Genomic DNA, 15,856 nt, shown 5'->3' on the forward strand with positions numbered 1-15,856 from the left:
AGTTCCCCCAACCCCCGGAATAGAATGGTCCAATGTCCAATAGTCGTACGCTCACGAAAGATCCGATTGCGGAAGCCCAGCGCAACTGGGTGCGCAATGGCTGGGAAGATGCCTCGGGTCCCATGGCTGCCGTCACGGCCATCATGCGGGTCCAGCAGATCCTGCTGGCAGAGGCCGAGCAGGTACTCAAGCCCTTCAAACTGACCTTCGCCCGCTACGAGCTCATTGCCCTGCTCAGCTTCACGCGGGAACAGCAGATGCTCATGAAGCGCGCCAGCGCCCTGCTGCAGGTTCACCCGACGTCGGTGACCAATGCGGTGGATCGACTGGAGGACGCCGGCCTGGTCAAGCGCGAGCCCCTCAAGACGGACCGTCGGGCCATGACCATCGTGCTGACCGCCAAGGGGAAAAAGATCGCGGCCGAGGCCACGGCGGCCTTGAACCAGGAGTTATTCCTGCAAACAGGTTTCGAGCCCGACGAGGTGGACTCGTTGATCAGCATTCTGAGTCGCTTCCGCGCCCGTTCCGGGGACTTCGAGGACTCGCCAACTGCCCCGTGAGCACTGAATCCGGTACATCCGGCCCGAAACAACTGGCCGCGTAGGGTCCGGATTTTCGGTCGTTTCCGCCACTCAGTCATGACGCTGGGAGCCAGGCAAGACTCGTGCCCCGCCTCCGGGAGATCGGAGACGGGGCACGAGTTCTGTTGGGACGCTACTTCGCGTTGCCGCTGTCCTCACGGATGGTGTTGATGATTCCGGAGAAGTCCTGTCGGGCACCCTCACCGTCGGAGAACTTCTTGTAGATCTCCGCAGCCAACTGACCCATTTGGGCATCCACGCCCGTCTGCTCAATGGCGGTCACGGCCAGGTTGAGGTCTTTGGACATCAGCGCACCACCGAAACCGGGCTGGTAGTCGTTGTTGGCCGGGCTCGTGGGAACCGGCCCCGGCACGGGGCAGTTGGTGGTCAGTGCCCAGCACTGGCCGGAAGCCTTGGAGACCACGTCGTACATGGCCTGATGTTCCAACCCGAGCTTCTCGGCGAGGACGAAGGCCTCACTGACGGCCACCATGGAGATCCCCAGGATCACGTTGTTGCAGATCTTCGCGGCCTGTCCCATGCCGTTGTCACCGCAGTGCACGATCCGGGCACCCATGATGTCCAGGAGGGGGTAGATCTCCTGATACACGTCGTCCGGTGCGCCCACCATGAACGCGAGAGTTCCGGCCTGAGCACCCACCACACCGCCGGAGACCGGGGCGTCGGCAGCCTTGAAACCGGCCTCCTTGGCCAGGGTGGCCACCTCCTGAGCCTCGGAGATGTTGATGGTCGAGCAATCCAGGAAAGTGGCACCGGCCGGGGCCGCGGCGAGAAGGCCCTCGGCGCCGTCGGCACCCGTGTAGGCGGCCTTCACGTGCTGGCCGGAGGGGAACATGGTGACGACCACCTGCGCGTCCCGCACGGCCTCCTGAGGGCTGTCCGCCACGGTGATCCCGTTTTCACGAGCGACATCGAGCGCAGCGGGGACCACGTCGAAACCGGTCACGGGGACGCCCGCTTGAACCAGGTTCACGGCCATCGGCCCGCCCATGTGCCCCAACCCCAGGAACGCTACGCGCGGCGGGGTGGCTGTCGGTGAAGTGTTCATGACTCTCCTTCGAGTTCGGAAATCAGGGACTCGGTATGACGTCAGCTACCTTCGGGCATCACGAAGCTGGCGCCTTCCTTGGCACCCGAGGGCCAGCGCGTGGTGACCGTTTTGGTCTTGGTGTAGAACTTCAGACCGTCCGTACCGTGCTGGTTCAAATCGCCGAAGCCCGAGGCTTTCCAGCCGCCGAAGGTGTAGTACGCAATCGGCACGGGAATCGGGACATTGACACCCACCATGCCGACCTCCACACGGGTGGTGAAGTCACGGGCCGTGTCACCGTCGCGAGTGAAGATGGCCACGCCGTTGCCGTATTCGTGCTCGCTGGGCAGTCGGAGGGCTTCCTCGTAGTCCGCGGCACGGGCGATGCACAGCACCGGGCCGAAGATCTCTTCCTTGTAGATGCGCATATCCGGGGTCACGCGGTCGAACAACGTGGCACCGACCCAGAAACCGTTGGGGTGACCGTCAACGGTCGCACCGCGTCCGTCCACGAGCAGCTCAGCGCCCTCGTCCACACCAATTCCGATGTAGTTCTCGATGCGCTCCTTGGCGTCCTTGCCGACCACGGGACCGAAGTCGGAAGATTCATCCAGCGACGGGCCCAACGTGAGCTTGTCAATGCGTTCGCGCAGCAACTCCACGAGCTTGTCCGCGGTGGCCTCACCCACGGGAACGGCCACGGAGATCGCCATGCAACGCTCACCGGCAGAACCGTATGCCGCACCCATGAGGGCATCGGCAGCCTGCTCGAGATCCGCGTCCGGCATGATCACCATATGGTTCTTGGCGCCGCCGAAGCACTGCGCGCGCTTGTTGTGCTTGGCCGCTCCCATGTAGATCGACTGGGCGATCGGAGAGGAACCGACAAATCCGATGGCCTTGATGCGGGGATCTTCGATGAGAGTGTCCACCGCGGTCTTGTCACCGTGGATCACGTTCAGGGTGCCCTCGGGCATACCGGCCTCAAGAGCCAGCTCGGCCAGGCGAACGGGCACGGATGGGTCACGCTCGGAGGGCTTGAGGACAAAGGTGTTACCGGCGGCCAGGGCAATGCCGGCCTTCCACAGCGGGATCATGGCGGGGAAGTTGAACGGGGTGATACCCGCGACCACCCCGAGCGGCTGACGTAGCGAGTGCACGTCGATCCCGGTACCCGCCGCGGTCGAGTACTCACCCTTGAGCAGATGGGGTGCACCTGCAGCGAACTCGACCACCTCGACACCTCGCTGGATGTCGCCCTTGGCATCCGGGAAGGTCTTGCCGTGCTCGTTGGAGAGCAGCGTGGCCAGCTCGTCCATGTTCTCGTTGATGAGATCCACCCACTTGAGCAACACTCGACCGCGGCGCTGCGCATTGGTGGTGGACCACTTGGCGAAGGCCTGCTGCGAGGAATCGATCGCATTCTCTACTTCCTCGACCGAGGCCAGAGGAACCTGAGCGGCTACCTCACCCTTGACCGGGTTGTAGACGTCTTGGAAGCGTCCGGACGTGCCTTCTACGCGGCGGCCGGAAATGAAGTGAGGAACCTGAGTCATTGGTGCTCTCCTGAATGGTTGGTGCGTCGCGCTGTGACGTGTGTCTCACAGATAATCTAACGACAAACCATTGGACATGCAACTAATTTTTTCGGTTCGTTCTCCACGCCGACGCCGCTCGGTCCGGCCTCGCGGTTCGGACGGGTTGATTCGCGGGCACCAACTCTGCGATCACGCTGCGTGCGACGACGGGCGGTTCCGTTGACGAGGTCAGTCGATGTCTTCACCCGCGAGCGCCTTGGCTCCCAGGCTCTCCTCCTCCGCGGCTTCCCAGACCTCACGGGCCGCGGAGAAGGTGAGAATCACGATGAACAGTCCCAGAATGATGTCCGGCCAGCCGGACATGGTCAGTGCCGTGATCCCGCCCATCACGATGATCGCGATGTTGATGAGCACATCGTTGCGGGCCGCCAGGAACGCAGCGGTTCCCATGGATCCGGCGTGTTTCCGATGGCGCGCCAGCAGCAGGGCACACACGAGATTGACCACGGCCGCTCCCCCGGCGGTGATTGCCAGCAGGAACGGATCCGGGGCTTGCGGGTCGAAGGCCTTACGCACCAATTGCACGGCGGCCGCGAGCGCGGGGATCAGAATGATGATCGCCATGATCCGTCCGGCGACGGCCTGGGCCCGTACCGTCCAGCCCAGCGCAATGAAAATGAGCAGATTGATGGCCACGTCCTCTAGGAAGTCCACGCCGTCCGCAAACAGGGCCACTGAGCCGATGCTCAGAGCAACCCCCATTTCCACGAAAAAATAACTGAGGTTCAACGCCGCGACCACGAGAACCGTGATGCGCAGTGACCGGACGAGCTGAGAGGATGGGCCCATGAGCGAAGAGATTACCGAAGAACTGCCCATCCGCGATGACATGATCCGTTTGGGTCAGGCGCTCAAACTGGCCAATCTGGCCGACGACGGCAACCACGCCAAGGAGCTCATTGCCGAAGGCGTGGTGATCGTGAACGGCAAGGAAGAACAACGCCGCGGTGCTCAGTTGCACCACGGCGATGTCATTGAGGTCCTGGGAGCAGACCTCCCAGCGGTGAAGATCGTCAGCCCTGCGGGCGAGGTTTCCACGGAAGAGTGACGACCACCAGCCCCAGCAGCGTCACCAGCGTTCCAATGATCGTGACCGGGGTGACGATGGTATTGGGTGTAGGCACGATCAGGTCCAGCACGAGTGCGGAAATCAGCATGCCCGCCACCATGCCCAGGCTGGTTTCCAGCACGCCGAAGTGCTTGGGCAGCACACTGGACGCGGCCACGTGGATGATGCCCAAGATGCCTCCGGCGTAGAGCCACCACTGACCGGGCCACACCCACGGTCCGGGATCCGAGATTCCGCGCGCAATGAGCACGGTCACGATGAGCGCGAGCGTGCCCGCGGCGAAATTCGTCAGCGTGGGTGTGATGGGCGTACCTGCCTTGGCACCGATGCCGGCGTTCCAGGCAGTCATAATCGCGTTTCCCAGACCCGCCAGCACGGACAGCGTGGCGAAAAGAATGAGCAGCGGCAGTGATGCCGCCAGATCGGTCGCCGCGAATCGCGGGGCCATGGCCACCAGGGCGGCCACGATGATGATGGCGGTCCCCACCACGCGGTAGCTGGTCAGGTACTTGACGCCTCCCGGGCCCACGCCAAAGCGATCGACGATCAGCGAACCGACCGACTTACCGAACACGAGCCCCAGGATGTAGACGGACAGGCCCAAGACCACCGTGGTCATCGCTTGCGTGACGATCATGAAGCCACCCAGCACACCCGCGGTGAGATACCACCACGGAACCTCGCCGCTCTTCACCGCCGCGGGAATTCGAGAAGCACCCCGGCGGCCGGCGGGAGTCACGATAGTGACGACCAGGATGATCAGAAATGCGGAGGAAAAGCTGACGAGCGCTGCCCCGTAGGGATCACTCACGGCATGTCCCAGCTCACCGTTGACCCTGGATTGCAATGCCTGGGCGGTGCCAGCGAGCAAGCTCACGACGAGGCCCACGGTCAGCGCCACGGCACCGCGCGCGGACGCCACCGGGGGTTTCTTGTTTCCGGCCGCAGGCGAAGTCTTGGATTCCACCGTGGTTTGAACAGTCATGGCGCCCAATGTAGGTGCGGCATGCCCCTCAGGGCACGCCGCCTGTCACGCTTCGTAGCAATCGGACTCGCTGCGGAGCCGTTACGTGGAACCGGTGGGCGTCACCGCACCACGTGCTGCAGGTACTCCTTGACGTGCCCCAATTCCTGCGGGGACACTCCGTGGCCGATTCCCCGGTACTGCACCTTGGTCACCTCGGCATGATCAACGCACCAGTCCGCCGTTGCATCCACCATGGCCTGCGGAATGACCGGGTCCTCGGGATCGCGGCCCCAGAACATCTGCAGGGGGTGCTCCACGAGGTAGTCGTCGCGGAAGAAGTCCGCGTGAGCGTCGTCGTCGGCGATCGGCACTACAAAACCGGACAGGCCGACCACGGCGTCCACGGTTTCGGGAATGTGCCGGGCCACGCTCGTGGCGACCGCCATGCCCTGGGAGAAGCCGAGCAGGAACACGCGTGAGTGGTTCTTGGCTTGTTCCTCGACCCACTCCGCCACGGGACGAACCGAGTCCACCACGGCCTCGGTCGAGAAACTCGCGTCCGCTGACAACGGGAACCATTGGTAGCCCATCTGCGCTCGCTGGGGAGCCCGCACCGAAGCGTAGGTGGCTCCCGGTAGGAGGGCCGGAATCAAGGCCATCAGGTCCTCTTCGTGGGATCCGTAGCCGTGGAACAACACCACGAGCGGGGTGTCGGCACGTTGGGCGGGCTCGTTGTTCCAGATCACAAACGGGGTATCACTCATGTGACCATCCTGACATGACTCGCGGGTGCCTCATATTCGGCCCGTGCATCACTGGGTGGTGAGTGGTAGAAAAGCGCGTATGGCTTTACCTGAAACTTCCCCCGAGCACGACGAACCCCAGAACCACACGGCCTCCGAAAGAGACGAACACCCCACTCCCCCGGCCCACCCCTGGCACCGCATGGTGTCCATCGGCGATTCCTTCACGGAAGGGGTGGGCGACCCTGACGAGCAGGTCCCCGGCGGGCACCGCGGTTGGGCCGACCGCGTGGCCGAAGAACTGGACCGGCTCACGGATGACTTCGCCTACGCCAATCTGGCCATTCGCGGTCGTCTTTACCAACCGATCATCGACGAACAGTTGGAACCGGCGCTCGCTCTGGAGCCGGACCTCGTCACCATCAGCGCGGGTGGCAACGACATGCTGCGCCCCGGGGCGGACCCGGACGCCATCGCGCAGAAACTGGACGGCGTGATCGCGCACATCGCGGAGACCGGCGCCACCGTGGTGATGTTCGACGGGCCCGATGTGGGCAACACTCCGGTGCTCCGCAGCATCCGCGGCCGCGTGGCCATTTGGAATGAGAACGTGCGTGTGATTGCGGCTCGCCACGGTGCAGTGATGACCGATCTGTGGGGATTGCATGAACTGGCCGATCCGTTGATGTGGGCGCCGGATCGACTGCACTTCTCTCCCCTGGGTCATCAGCGGATCGCGGTGGAAGTCCTGGATTCCCTGGGCGTCGACCACGGACTAGTTCCCGATGCCCTGGAAGCACAACCTGCCAGGACAAAGCGGGAAGTCCGCAGGGATGATCTCGTGTGGGCTCGGAAGCACTTTGCGCCGTGGGTTGCCCGCCGCCTCACCAAGCGCAGTTCGGGAGACTCCATCACCGCCAAGCGGCCGAAATTCGGCCGAGCCGTGATCCCGGGTGCGGGTGAACAAGCGAATGCGCAGATTTCAAGCGACCGGCACCCCTCCGACCCGGAGGCCGGACAGGGTTAGTCCTTCAACACCGACTTCTTGAGCAGCATGCCCAGCTGAGGTGCCTCGATCAAGAACCCGTCGTGACCGCTCGGCGAGCTGATCATGTGCAGGGTCTGCTCACCCGGCAGCGCCCGCACGAGTTCGGCCGATTCCGCAGGGAAGAACAACCGGTCCGAATCGACCCCGGCCACGAGCCACTCGCACGAGGTGCCTGCCAGCACTTCTTCCAAGCTGCCGCGGCCACGCGTGATGTCGTGGGACATCAGGGTCTCGTTGACGCTCAGGTACGAGTTCGCGTCAAAGCGACCCGCGAGCTTGGAGGCCTGGTGGTCCAGGTAGCTTTCCACGCGGTAGCGGCCTCGCTCGGCCGTGTAGGTCCCGTCCACGTCCTCATTCGGCTGGGCCTCACGGCCGAACCGATAGTGCAACTCCGCGGCTGAGCGGTAGGTGATGTGGGCGATGCGCCGCGCGAGGCCCAGTCCCGCTTCCGGGAACTCACTGTCGTAGTAGTCCCCGCCGCGGAAATTCGGGTCCTGCCGGATCGCGAGCGCTTGGGCCTGTCCCCATGCGAGCAGTTCCGCGCTGGCCGAAGCACACGCCGCGATCACGCCGCACGCCGCCACTCGATCCGGGTACATCACGGCCCACTCGAGAGCCCGGGCACCCCCCATGGAGCCGCCGATCACCAGTCGCCAACGCTCGATTCCCAAAGCATCGGACAGAACGGCCTCCGCGATCACCGTGTCCCGCACGGTGATGCGCGGGAAACGGGAACCCCACGATTTTTGGTCCGGGTCCACTTCCGGTGGTGCCTGGGTGGCCGGACCGGTGCTGCCGTAGCAACCACCGAGAATGTTGGCGCACACCACGAAGTACTTATCGGTGTCGATGGCCGCCCCCGGACCCACCAGTCCATCCCACCATCCGCCCGCTTCCGCGGCCAAGCGCTCAACCTCGGGCGCGTGTTCGCGCGACTGGCCGCGTGCGACGTGGGAGTCCCCGGTCAGTGCGTGCTCGATCAACACGGCGTTGGAGGCGTCCTCGTTGAGGTGCCCCCACGTTTCGTAGGCCAAGCGCGCGCGTGGGAGACGGTACCCGGATTCCAAGGTCAAGGGACCCACGTCGATATAGCCCACTACGCCGTCCTCGCGCACGAGCGAATCGGTGGTCCCGCCTCCCACGATGGTCACGCCCGCGTTCCCTCTCCATCCGAGCCGATCGTCGACGACGCCGCAGCCTCACCCAGCGCGGCCACGGCCTCGAATCCGGATTCCAGGTCGGCCACGATGTCATCGATGGACTCCAAGCCCACGGACAGCCGCACAAACCCGGGTTCGATACCCGTGGCCCGCTGCTCCTCTTCGGTCAGCTGTGAGTGCGTGGTGGAGGCAGGGTGGATCACCAACGAACGGGCATCGCCAATGTTGGCCACGTTGGAGTGCAGGGTCAGGGCATCCACGAACGCGGTACCCGCCTCGCGCCCGCCGTCGAGCACGAATCCGAGCACGGAACCGGCACCCTTGGGCGAGTACTTCTGGGCGCGGTCGTGCCACGGCGAGGAGGCGAGGCCCGCATAGGAAACGGCGCGAACGTCGTCGCGCGCCTCGAGCCACTCCGCGACCTTCTGTGCGTTCGCAACGTGCCGATCCATACGCAAGGACAGCGTCTCGATCCCCTGCTCGATGAGGAACGCGTTGAACGGGGAAATCGACGATCCCAGGTCACGCAGCAACTGCACGCGCGCCTTCAGGATGTACGACAGGTTCACCCCGAAGATCCCGTCCTTACCGAGCGCCTGTGCGTAGACCAGGCCGTTGTAGGAATCGTCCGGCTCGTTGAAAGCCGGGAAGCGCTGCGGGTCCTGGCCGAAATCGAAGTTACCCGCGTCCACGATCATGCCGCCGATGGACGTGCCATGACCACCCATGAACTTGGTCGCGGAATGCACCACAATGTCAGCGCCCCACTCGATCGGGCGGATGAGGTACGGCGTGGCAATGGTGTTGTCCACGATCAGCGGCACACCGGACTCGTGTGCCACCGCGGAAATGGTCTCGATGTCCAGCACATCGTTACGCGGATTGGGGATGGTCTCCCCGAAGAACGCCACGGTGTTGGACTTGACCGCCGCGCGCCACGCCTCGGGATCGTCAGGGTCGGAGACGAACGTGGTCTCCACACCCAGTTTGGGCAGCGTGTGGCGCAACAGGTTGTACGTGCCGCCGTACATGGATGGGCTAGCCACCACGTGAGTTCCGGCGCCGCCCAGGTTCAGGATCGCGAACGTGGAGGCGGCCTGGCCCGAGCTGAGCATGAGTGCACCCACGCCTCCCTCCAGGGAGGCCACGCGGTTCTCGACCACTTCCGTGGTCGGGTTCGTCAGGCGCGTGTAGATGGGCCCAAGCTCGGCCAGGGCAAACCGGTTGGCTGCCGTCTCCGCATCCGGGAACACGTAGGACGTGGTCTGGTGGATCGGCAGCGCCCGGGACCCCGTGGTGGGATCGGGTTCCTGACCCGCGTGGATCTGTCGAGTTTCGAAGGCCCAACCCTCTGGGTTGGACGGGGTGGCTGCGGGGCTCATACCGCACTCCCTCTCAGGATCAGGGGCCCGGTGATCGATCCGCAGCACGGTGCCCGTGCAGCGATCGGGCACCTGTGACCCGCGCTTGCCAACACCGAAGTATTTCGATGCGGCCTGGTCCTCACCCAGGGCACCCCACCGCGGAGGGAGGGTTGCCGGTCAGCTAGCTGGGGCTTGTCGCTGACTCTCGTGACCTGCCCTTCATTGTCCGGAGCCGGTACCTCGAACGTCAAGCCGAGTTACCCGCGTCACACGGTCATGTTTCAGCTCTCGATTTGGAGACCACTGTGCGCGGTGCCACGATGTGACCATGAAACTGGATCATGTCTCATTCGCAGCTCAATCCGATGGTCTTGAAGCCACCACGGAACGGATTGCCGATCAGCTAGGGATCGAGCCGGTCAAGGGCGGCATTCACCCGCGCTTCGGTACGCGAAACATGATCCTGCCGCTCACCGGGCACCAGTACGTGGAAGTGGTCGAGGTTCTCGAGCACCCCGCCGCAGACAAGGCGCCGTTCGGTCAGGCCGTCCGCGCACGTTCCGAAGCCGGCGGCGGTTGGCTCGGTTGGGTGGTCGAGGTGCAGGACCTCACGCCCTACGAGGACAAGTTGGGCCGCCCCTCCGTACCCGGTTCCCGGTTGTTCCCGGACGGTCGTCAGTTGGAGTGGCATCAGATCGGCGTGAAGGGTTTGATCTCGGATCCCCAGTTGCCGTTCATGGTTCGCTTCGATTCCGAGTCCGATATGCATCCCTCCCAGGCGCGCATCACGGACGTTCAGTTGGCCGGTATGGACATTGCCGGCTCGCCCGAGCGCGTGACCGAGTGGCTGGGTGGCCCGGTCGAGGACGTGCTGGCCTCACTCGACGTCATCTGGTCCGCTCCCAACGGGACGCCCGGCGTCATGGCGGTTTCCTTCGCTACGCCGGACGGCTTGGTCACCATTTAGTTTTCCCGTCGACGACGCCGCTGCCGCAACCTTTCGCTCGAAAAGGTGGCTGCAGCGGCGTCGTCGTCGATTAACCCGCCAGTAGTTGCGGGAGCAGGAAACCGGTGATGTCCAGGAGCGCGTGGGCGATGAGCAGCGGTGCGAGGCGACCGTAGCGCCGGTACACCCACACGAACACGAGACCCATGACCAGATTGCCCAGGGCGGGCCCAAAGCCTTGATACAGGTGGTAGCTGGCGCGGAAGACCGAGGTGAGGACCGCGATCGTGACCCAGGACCACCCGATGCGGCGCAGTCGATCGCACAGGAAAGCAACCACGATGATTTCCTCGACCAGACTGTGGCGCAACGCGGAGAGGATCAGGACGGGCACCGTCCACCAGTGCTCATCGAGCGCCGAGGTGTTGATGGCTGCGGTGAGGCCCAGTTCGCGTCCGGCCTGGTAGAGCCCCAGGGTTCCCAGCCCCATGACCAGGAACAAACCGAGTCCCCACAGTGCATCCCGCACGGGGCGGCGACCGTCCATGCCGATGCGACGCAGCACGCCCTTGATCCGCGGCAGAGAACCCGCCATGAGATACAGCGCCAGGGCCACCGGGACCAGGGCGAAACCGATGCTGGCAAGCTGCCTGAGCAGGTCGATGGCCGGGACCGGACTCAGGACCTGATTCAAGGTGGCTTGGGCATCCGAGAGCGGCCCACGAGACAGTGTTTCGGCGAGATTGAGCACGGCGTACACCGCTGATGAGCCCAGCGAGACGCCTAGGACCAACACAATGTGGAACCACAGCTCCGAGCGTGCGGGGCGTTGTTCGAGGGGCTGCGGGCGCTGGGAGTCTGTCAACACGAACACCATTGTGCCGTGCTCCCTAGACTGGGGATCATGAGTTCCGAGAAGCCCGCATATCCCGTAGCCGTTCGCCGTACCGTCCAGCGCAGTTTTCATGACCACACGTTCGACGATCATTTCGAGTGGTTGCGCGATAAGAACTCGGATCAGGTGCGGGCGCACCTGGGCCTCGAGAACGAGTACGCGGAGGCCGTGACGGCCCACCTGCAACCATTGCGGGAGCGCATTTACGGCGAGATCAAGGACCGCACTCAAGAGACGGACATGTCCGTGCCGTCCCGCAACGGGGACTGGTGGTATTTCGCCCGCACGGTGGAGGGCGGCGCCCACCAGGTCTTCTGTCGGGTCCCGGCCGTTGACAGTGCCGACACCGAGCGGGCCTGGACACCTCCGACCGTGGAACCGGGCGTCAGCCTCCCCGGCGAGGAGACATTACTGGATGCCAACGCGGCGTCCGAAACGCACGATTTCTACGCCCTGGGCAGTTTCAGTGTGTCCGAGGACGGCACCCGCCTCGCGTGGTCCGAAGACACGGCGGGCGATGAGCGGTTCACCGTGTACATCAAGGACCTTGCCTCTGGCGAGATGCTGACGGACCGCATTACTCAGACCTCCTACGGGGCCTTCCTCACTCCCGATGCGTCCGAGCTCATCTACACGGTAGTCGACGACGCTTGGCGCCCCTGGCGGGTGTATCGCCATGTGATCGGCACTCCCGTTTCCGAGGACGAGCTGATCTACCAAGAAGACAACCCTGGGTTGTGGCTGGGTGTCGAGCTGTCGGCCGACAAGCAGTGGCTGATGGTCGCGTCCGCGTGCTCGGAGTATGGGGAGTACCGCATTCGCAAGGTCGATGCACCCCGGGATCCGTGGCTCACCGTGATTCCGGAAAGCGACCGGGTGCTCTACACGGCCGAGCCCATCACCGTGGCCGGCGCAGACTATGTTCTGTTGACGCACGACTATGCGGCCCCGAATTCCCGGGTCAGCCTGATGCCGCTTTCCACGGCGGGGTCGAGTATTGCGGATGTCGATCTGATCGACGTGATTCCCGCGAGCGAGCAGACCCGGATTGAGGTGTGCGAACCCACCGCCACGCACCTGGTCGTGTCTCTGCGATCCGAGACCACTCCACGCGTGCGGCTCATCCCGCGAGCCAGCCTTGACGGTCTGGTGACCGGTTCCTTCACTACCGGCTCCCTGACCGGTACGGAACCCGCCTTCGACGAGGATCTGTTCACCGCATCAGTGGTGTCTGCGCGCTACGACAACCCGGTGATTCGGGTGTCCTACACGTCCTTCGTCACGCCGCCGCGGGTCTACGACATCCCCACAGGCCCCGTGGATGATGAGAATCTGGACGAGTTCGGCGTGGGCGCACCCATCATGCGACGCGAAACTACGGTGTTGGGCGGTTATAACCGGTCGGACTACACGGTGGAGCGCGATTGGGCGGTCGCTGAGGACGGCACCCGGATCCCGATCTCCCTGGTCCGCCGCGCAGACTTCGACGCGTCCGTGCCAGCTCCCGTGGTGCAGTACGCCTACGGTTCGTACGAGGCCAGCACCGACCCCGGGTTCTCCATCTCCCGCCTGTCTCTCTTGGACCGCGGAGTGGCGTGGGTCGTGGCCCACGTGCGCGGCGGCGGCGAACTGGGCCGCTCGTGGTACGACGACGGCAAGAAGTTCACTAAGAAGAACACGTTCACGGACTACGTTGCCGTCACCCGCCACCTCGCGCAGCGTCAGGATGTCGACGCCGCTCGCATCGCAGTTCTCGGCGGTTCCGCCGGCGGCCTGCTCGTGGGCGCGGTCCTCAACTTGGCACCCGACCTGTACTGCGGTGCCCTGGCTGCGGTGCCCTTCGTGGACCCGTTGACGTCCATGTTGATGCCTGAACTTCCACTCACCGCCCTCGAATGGGAAGAGTGGGGTAACCCCATGGAAGACCCCGAGGTCTACGAGTACATGCGCTCCTACTCCCCCTACGAGAACCTGCGGGATGCGAACTACCCACCGGTCTTGGCGGTCACGAGCCTCAATGACACGCGCGTGCTCTACGTGGAACCAGCCAAGTGGGTCGCTGCGCTGCGCGAGCACGCCGAGCATCCTGAGACCGTGCTGCTGCGGTGCGAGATGGCCGGCGGCCACGGCGGTGCGTCCGGCCGCTATTCCCAGTGGAAGGACACCGCGTGGGAGTACGCGTGGCTCGCGGAGAAGTTGGGTGTTGCGGGCTAGGCCGGTTCTCCGTGGATCAGGTGGAGATCGGCTGAGGTTGGAGAGCGGCCGCGGTGTCAGCACTGAGCCAATCTTCGATCCGGCCGTCCACCAGTAGATCTGTGGCGGCACGGGCCATGGCGCTGCTCGTTTGGAAACCGTAGCCTCCCTGTCCAGCGAGCCACAGGAAGTTGCTGACCTGCGGATCCCAACCACAGATCGGCACGCCGGACGGAGCCTCGGTACGCAGGCCAGTCCATGCCTTGCGGACGCCCGTAACTGTCAATGACGTTTCTCGTTCCACGGTTGCGATGAGATCGTCTATAGCGTTCGGGCGAGGCTGGGCATCACAAGCAGGACTCGGTTCGGCTTCGCCCCACGAGATCATGGCGCCGTCCTCGTCGGGGCGGTAGTACCACCCGGATCCGGCGTCGTCGACCATGGGATGCGTCGCGCCCAGAGGCTCGCTCAGGGAAACCAGTGCCGCGGTCCGTCGCAGCGGCTGCAACTGCTGTGGCACCGCGCCGAAGAGTTCCGCCACGTGATCCGCCCATGCACCGGCGGCGTTGACCACCGTGTGAGCTATCAATTGATCGTCACCGACGGTCAGCGCCCAGGTGCCGTCATCTGACGGCTTTGCCGCCGTGACTTTGGCGCCCGTAAGGATCCGAACGCCGGCCTGCTCGGCTCGTTGTCGGTGCCATTCCACGAGCGCAGTGGCATTGGTACGTACCGCAGAATCGTCGATGATCGCTGCACTGTAGCGCTCGGGGTTGCCCGCCAGCTCCGGGCAGTACTCGAAAAGTTCCTCGCTCGACAAGGCGCGCAGACCCGGGACGGTCATTGAAGCGACGTCGGCGGGTGAACCCGCCACCACGAAGGGGCTGGGCCAGGCGAGTGGAACCGGAGCAGCGCGGGTGGGCTTGACCAGAGCGGGAATGGTGAGCCTGGTCAATTCGAGAACCGGTTCCGGGCCGTAGCTGGGAATGAGTTGCTGGGCCGATCGGGAGGAGGTGTGATGCGCCAGCGCGGTTTCCGCTTCGACAAGCGTGATCCCCTCCCCCGATCCCCGACAATCCGCGGATTCGGAAGCCAACGACAAGCCGGCTATGCCGCCACCAATGATTACCGTGTCCACCATCATGTGATCATTCTTTCATTTTCACTATTGACTGCGGATATGCGAAAGCCCCGTCCGCATCATACGGACGGGGCTTTCGGTGATCCTGCAGCGGCGAACCGCTAGCGGGGATCAACCATCGAATCGATGTTCAGATCAATCAGGCAGGAATGTTCAGAACCTGGCCCGGGAAGATCAAGTTAGCGTTCGCCACGGAGTCAGCGTTAGCAGCGTGGAGAGCTTCCCAGCCGCCGTTCACGCCGAGCTTGGCAGCGATGGTGCCCATGGTGTCGCCGGCCTGAACGGTGTAGGAAGCACCGGTCGAAGCAGCCGGGGCCACGGGAGCAGCCGGAGCGGAGTACTCCACAGCGGCGGGGGCGGCAGCCGGAGCGGCCGGAGCCTCAACCGGAGCAGCGGGAGCGGCCGGAGCAGCAACGGGAGCCTCAGCAGCGGGGGCCGGAGCCGGAGCGGCCTGCTCCTGCTTGACCTCGTTGGCCTGGGGAGCCACAGCAGCGGCAGCAGCAACGGGCTGCTCGGCAGCAGCGGGGGCCGGGGTGCCGGAGAGGCCCAGCTTGGCCGAGCATGCGGGCCATGCGCCCCAACCCTGCTCCGCCTGAACATTGGTTGCAACGCGAATCTGCTCAGCCTTGGAAGCGTTTGCAGCATTCCCGGTACCACCGAAGGCAGCCCAGGTGGACGGGGTGAACTGCAAACCACCGGAAAAACCGTTACCGGTGGAGGTGCCCCAGTTGCCACCGGACTCGCACTCAGCGAGTGCGTCCCAGGGCGAAGCGGGAGCTGCGTTGGCCGGCATGGCCATAGCACCTACAGCTGCACCGCCGATCACGAAAGCAGCGGCACCACGGCGAATAACGTTCGAAGTCTTCATCATGCTCCGTAAGGCCACCTACGCTCGTTCCCATCCCTGGGTGTCTTCGCGCCGTCGTCTACCCATGAAAAGTTGAGTTCAGGGGTAGTAACTACGGAATGCTGCCCTGTAGACGACGTACGGTGTTGCAGCAGCATCCAGCATGTCTTGAGGCGCAGATCATGTCCGCCTCAAGCGTTGCGGACTCCCGCGTAAGGAGAGTCCTTCGGGGAAGTCGTTGATAACGATAGCG

General features: G+C 64.3%; 15 protein-coding genes and 1 riboswitch. Of the genes, 5 read left to right on the top strand and 10 right to left on the bottom strand.

Annotation, left to right across the window (positions count from 1 at the left end):
* The first annotated feature begins 32 nt into the window (after positions 1-32).
* Positions 33-560: a MarR family winged helix-turn-helix transcriptional regulator gene (locus tag RF638_RS03420; RefSeq protein ID WP_095796754.1), complete on the top strand. Its 528-nt coding sequence runs from the start codon at positions 33-35 to the stop codon at positions 558-560.
* Positions 561-714: 154 nt separating this feature from the next.
* Here RF638_RS03420 and mmsB read toward each other — a convergent pair whose 3' ends face one another.
* The 3 genes from mmsB to RF638_RS03435 all read right to left on the bottom strand — a co-directional run bounded on the left by mmsB (position 715) and on the right by RF638_RS03435 (position 4,019).
* Entirely contained in the window at positions 715-1,650 is a 936-nt protein-coding gene (gene mmsB / locus RF638_RS03425; RefSeq protein ID WP_368841443.1) for a 3-hydroxyisobutyrate dehydrogenase, read from the bottom strand.
* Between the two features lie 41 nt (positions 1,651-1,691).
* Positions 1,692-3,188, bottom strand: a complete 1,497-nt coding sequence (locus RF638_RS03430) for a CoA-acylating methylmalonate-semialdehyde dehydrogenase (RefSeq protein WP_095796756.1) — start codon at positions 3,186-3,188, stop codon at positions 1,692-1,694.
* A gap of 210 nt (positions 3,189-3,398) precedes the next feature.
* Positions 3,399-4,019, bottom strand: coding sequence for a cation transporter (locus tag RF638_RS03435; RefSeq protein WP_259915508.1), 621 nt, complete (start codon positions 4,017-4,019; stop codon positions 3,399-3,401).
* Between RF638_RS03435 and RF638_RS03440 the strand changes: the two genes are divergently transcribed.
* Positions 4,018-4,278 carry an RNA-binding S4 domain-containing protein gene (locus tag RF638_RS03440; protein WP_095796758.1) on the top strand — a complete coding sequence of 87 codons (261 nt, stop codon included), beginning with the start codon at positions 4,018-4,020 and terminating at the stop codon, positions 4,276-4,278. The genes RF638_RS03435 and RF638_RS03440 overlap by 2 nt on opposite strands.
* On the opposite strand, the gene RF638_RS03445 is transcribed toward RF638_RS03440, so the two are convergent.
* Positions 4,244-5,284 carry a DMT family transporter gene (locus RF638_RS03445; protein WP_095796759.1) on the bottom strand — a complete coding sequence of 347 codons (1,041 nt, stop codon included), beginning with the start codon at positions 5,282-5,284 and terminating at the stop codon, positions 4,244-4,246. The two genes, RF638_RS03440 and RF638_RS03445, sit on opposite strands and share 35 nt — an antisense overlap.
* A gap of 101 nt (positions 5,285-5,385) precedes the next feature.
* Positions 5,386-6,030 carry an alpha/beta hydrolase gene (locus RF638_RS03450; protein WP_259915509.1) on the bottom strand — a complete coding sequence of 215 codons (645 nt, stop codon included), beginning with the start codon at positions 6,028-6,030 and terminating at the stop codon, positions 5,386-5,388.
* A gap of 181 nt (positions 6,031-6,211) precedes the next feature.
* On the opposite strand from RF638_RS03450, the gene RF638_RS03455 reads away from it, so the two are divergent.
* Positions 6,212-7,036, top strand: a complete 825-nt coding sequence (locus RF638_RS03455) for an SGNH/GDSL hydrolase family protein (RefSeq protein WP_095796973.1) — start codon at positions 6,212-6,214, stop codon at positions 7,034-7,036.
* Here the strand turns inward: RF638_RS03455 and RF638_RS03460 are convergent.
* Positions 7,033-8,208: a homoserine O-acetyltransferase gene (locus RF638_RS03460; protein WP_238663346.1), complete on the bottom strand. Its 1,176-nt coding sequence runs from the start codon at positions 8,206-8,208 to the stop codon at positions 7,033-7,035. The genes RF638_RS03455 and RF638_RS03460 overlap by 4 nt on opposite strands.
* Entirely contained in the window at positions 8,205-9,599 is a 1,395-nt protein-coding gene (locus RF638_RS03465) for a bifunctional o-acetylhomoserine/o-acetylserine sulfhydrylase (protein ID WP_259915510.1), read from the bottom strand. The genes RF638_RS03460 and RF638_RS03465 overlap by 4 nt, the downstream gene beginning before the upstream one ends.
* 76 nt (positions 9,600-9,675) lie before the next feature.
* A riboswitch (SAM riboswitch) is annotated at positions 9,676-9,794 on the bottom strand.
* A gap of 115 nt (positions 9,795-9,909) precedes the next feature.
* Between RF638_RS03465 and RF638_RS03470 the strand changes: the two genes are divergently transcribed.
* Complete coding sequence (locus tag RF638_RS03470; protein WP_259915511.1) at positions 9,910-10,548, top strand: VOC family protein; 639 nt, start codon at positions 9,910-9,912, stop codon at positions 10,546-10,548.
* 70 nt (positions 10,549-10,618) lie between these two features.
* On the opposite strand, the gene RF638_RS03475 is transcribed toward RF638_RS03470, so the two are convergent.
* Positions 10,619-11,395, bottom strand: a complete 777-nt coding sequence (locus RF638_RS03475; protein WP_311198958.1) for a CPBP family intramembrane glutamic endopeptidase — start codon at positions 11,393-11,395, stop codon at positions 10,619-10,621.
* 36 nt (positions 11,396-11,431) lie between these two features.
* On the opposite strand from RF638_RS03475, the gene RF638_RS03480 reads away from it, so the two are divergent.
* On the top strand, positions 11,432-13,636 hold the full coding sequence (locus RF638_RS03480; RefSeq protein WP_259915512.1) for a S9 family peptidase: 2,205 nt from the start codon (positions 11,432-11,434) through the stop codon (positions 13,634-13,636).
* 16 nt (positions 13,637-13,652) lie between these two features.
* Here RF638_RS03480 and RF638_RS03485 read toward each other — a convergent pair whose 3' ends face one another.
* Both RF638_RS03485 and RF638_RS03490 read right to left on the bottom strand, forming a co-directional pair.
* Positions 13,653-14,759 carry an NAD(P)/FAD-dependent oxidoreductase gene (locus tag RF638_RS03485; RefSeq protein WP_368841444.1) on the bottom strand — a complete coding sequence of 369 codons (1,107 nt, stop codon included), beginning with the start codon at positions 14,757-14,759 and terminating at the stop codon, positions 13,653-13,655.
* A gap of 136 nt (positions 14,760-14,895) precedes the next feature.
* Positions 14,896-15,624 (bottom strand): transglycosylase family protein, encoded by a 729-nt coding sequence (locus RF638_RS03490; protein WP_095796764.1) that lies wholly within the window; start codon positions 15,622-15,624, stop codon positions 14,896-14,898.
* Positions 15,625-15,856: the final 232 nt, after the last annotated feature.

The organism is Kocuria sp. CPCC 205235, assembly GCF_040980905.1.
In the GTDB taxonomy this organism is placed as follows: Bacteria; Actinomycetota; Actinomycetes; order Actinomycetales; family Micrococcaceae; genus Kocuria; species Kocuria carniphila.

Bases quoted from the DNA above. Each gene is read 5' to 3' on its own strand.
- RF638_RS03440 (WP_095796758.1), top strand. From the start codon at position 4,018: ATGAGCGAAGAGATTACCGAAGAACTGCCCATCCGCGATGACATGATC.
- RF638_RS03435 (WP_259915508.1), bottom strand. From the start codon at position 4,019: ATGGGCCCATCCTCTCAGCTCGTCCGGTCACTGCGCATCACGGTTCTC.
- RF638_RS03455 (WP_095796973.1), top strand. From the start codon at position 6,212: ATGGTGTCCATCGGCGATTCCTTCACGGAAGGGGTGGGCGACCCTGAC.
- mmsB (WP_368841443.1), bottom strand. From the start codon at position 1,650: ATGAACACTTCACCGACAGCCACCCCGCCGCGCGTAGCGTTCCTGGGG.
- RF638_RS03445 (WP_095796759.1), bottom strand. From the start codon at position 5,284: ATGACTGTTCAAACCACGGTGGAATCCAAGACTTCGCCTGCGGCCGGA.
- RF638_RS03430 (WP_095796756.1), bottom strand. From the start codon at position 3,188: ATGACTCAGGTTCCTCACTTCATTTCCGGCCGCCGCGTAGAAGGCACG.
- RF638_RS03470 (WP_259915511.1), top strand. From the start codon at position 9,910: ATGAAACTGGATCATGTCTCATTCGCAGCTCAATCCGATGGTCTTGAA.
- RF638_RS03480 (WP_259915512.1), top strand. From the start codon at position 11,432: ATGAGTTCCGAGAAGCCCGCATATCCCGTAGCCGTTCGCCGTACCGTC.
- RF638_RS03465 (WP_259915510.1), bottom strand. From the start codon at position 9,599: ATGAGCCCCGCAGCCACCCCGTCCAACCCAGAGGGTTGGGCCTTCGAA.
- RF638_RS03450 (WP_259915509.1), bottom strand. From the start codon at position 6,030: ATGAGTGATACCCCGTTTGTGATCTGGAACAACGAGCCCGCCCAACGT.
- RF638_RS03490 (WP_095796764.1), bottom strand. From the start codon at position 15,624: ATGAAGACTTCGAACGTTATTCGCCGTGGTGCCGCTGCTTTCGTGATC.
- RF638_RS03420 (WP_095796754.1), top strand. From the start codon at position 33: ATGTCCAATAGTCGTACGCTCACGAAAGATCCGATTGCGGAAGCCCAG.
- RF638_RS03485 (WP_368841444.1), bottom strand. From the start codon at position 14,759: ATGATGGTGGACACGGTAATCATTGGTGGCGGCATAGCCGGCTTGTCG.